We start from the raw sequence: 2,116 nt of genomic DNA, 5'->3' as shown, positions 1-2,116 counted from the left end.
AAATTTACCTACTGATTCATCTAAGTCAATTAATGCATGATTTAACTCTGTAGCTAGGACTTGGTTAGCGCTTGAACCTTGCTGAGTATGCTTTGCCATAATACTAATATCATAAACTGTCTCACTAATTTTCTCAGATACTTGAACTTGTTGTTTTGCTGATGAAGAAATGAAATCATTTGTCACTTGTATTTTGGTAACAGATTTTTTAATTGTATTAAGAGCTACGGTGGCTTGAGTAGAATAGTTTAAAATGGCTTCTGAGTCTTTCGTGTTTCTATTCATAATTTCTACTGACTGAAGGCTTTTATGTTGTAGGGCATCAATAAGTTCATGAATTTGAGCAGTACTATTTTGAGTGCGACTCGCTAAATTTCTAACTTCATCAGCCACAACAGCAAAACCTCTCCCCAGTTCACCAGCTCGAGCAGCTTCAATAGCAGCATTTAATGCCAGTAAATTAGTTTGTTCGGCAATTCCTTCAATAACGTCTAATATTTTACCGACACTATGCGCTTCAAGCTCCACCAGTTCGATCACACGCTGCGCTTCATAAATATTTGCATTTAATTCTTTGATTCCAATATCAACATTGTGAACCAAATTTAGACCAGTATCAGCATCTTCATTAGCAGATTTTGCTGAAGATAAAGCATTATCAGCACTAAGTGAAACCTCTCCAAGTGTCGCGCTCATTTCAACGACGGCAGTTGAAGCTGTCTCTAACTCTTCCATCTGGCGTGAAGCATTAGCGTTCACGTTAGTAGCAGATTGGTGAACAGAGTTAGCTACACTTTCAACATTAGCCGACAAGGACTTTACGCCTTGGATTGTGTTACGCAATTGTCCACTCATAGATAATGCATCGCGATAAATTCCATTTGTTGCTTTCCGTTGGGATGAGCTAGCTAAATCCCCGGTAGATATTTCAAACATAGTGTCAGCGATTTGCTGAGGTTCTCCGCCAAGAGGGAGGTAAACATAATATTTGATTGCTATATATAAAATAGAAAGTGAGCCAATAACAAAGACAAATAAAATTAAAAAAGTTGATTTAAGGTTAGATTTATACGGCCCTGTTATGGAATCCCAGGTAGTCCACTCTAAAACATGCCAGCCGATAACGTTCGTCTTTTGGGATAAAACTAAATATTCAGTAGCATTATAAATAAAATTTGATTTGGTCTGAGAAGAACTTGCAACTTTTAGATTTGGAAATAAATCATTAATATTTTTCCCAACCAAAAGTTCATCAGGTGAAGTAACTATAATTCCATCTTCAGTTATAATCCAAAGTTTATTATCATGATCAATATTATTAATAGATCGAAATAATGAAGAAACTCTTAAATTAATAACAAGTGCTGCAAAGACATTTTCTTCGTATTTTACTGAAACTGCAACTGCAACAACCATCTCCCCATCAATGTCTAAAAATGGATCTGTAACCAGCATATTTTCTCCAGAGACGACTCTAGAAAGTATTTTTATATACGTATCTTTTATATGTGGTTCAATTAATGATCCATTATCAAATGTCGAATAAAAATCACCATTAGTAAGCATCAAATATGCATTATTCACATTAAGATTATCAGTAATTGAATGTAATATAGACATAGTGCCTTTTAATTCAAAGCCTAGATTTCGAGATGATGTAATAAAATCAGATGAATTATGCAATACATCAAATATTCTATTTAAATTGAGATCTATTACATTCGAGACTAGGCTGACATTTTTTTTAATCACATCTGACTGAGAAGAAATAGATGTTTCTTTCAATTGATAATATTCAACAATACTAGAAGTTGTTACAGTAAAAATAAGTAGACTACCAAAAACCAACATGAGTTTATTAATTAATTTCATATAATAAAAAATCCAAATTATTATAGACGATGTAAAATAAGCATTACTAGTTGATCATATTCAATATTTCATTCTTTGAGTTAATGTATTCCTCTTCATTAATGGCATTAAATTCATACGCTTCTTTTAGGTCTTTCAACTCTTGACCATAAGAAATATTTTTATGATATGTCAAACTAGGACTAAAACTACAACCTGATAAAGCAAAACATAAAATTAATATTCTCATTTTTACTTATTACTC

1 protein-coding gene is annotated in these 2,116 nt (G+C 32.8%); it reads right to left on the bottom strand.

Features of this window, described 5'->3' with window-relative positions; translation table 11 throughout:
* The coding region (locus tag F0226_RS22240; RefSeq protein ID WP_171737671.1) for a methyl-accepting chemotaxis protein at window positions 1–1,872 on the bottom strand (1,872 nt) is incomplete at its 3' end.
* Window positions 1,873–2,116: the final 244 nt, after the last annotated feature.

Source organism: Vibrio sp. 99-70-13A1, assembly GCF_013114625.1.
GTDB lineage: Bacteria > Pseudomonadota > Gammaproteobacteria > Enterobacterales > Vibrionaceae > Vibrio.
The sequence above is the reverse complement of the archived record's forward strand: the minus strand, read 5'-3'. Positions and strand labels throughout refer to the sequence as shown.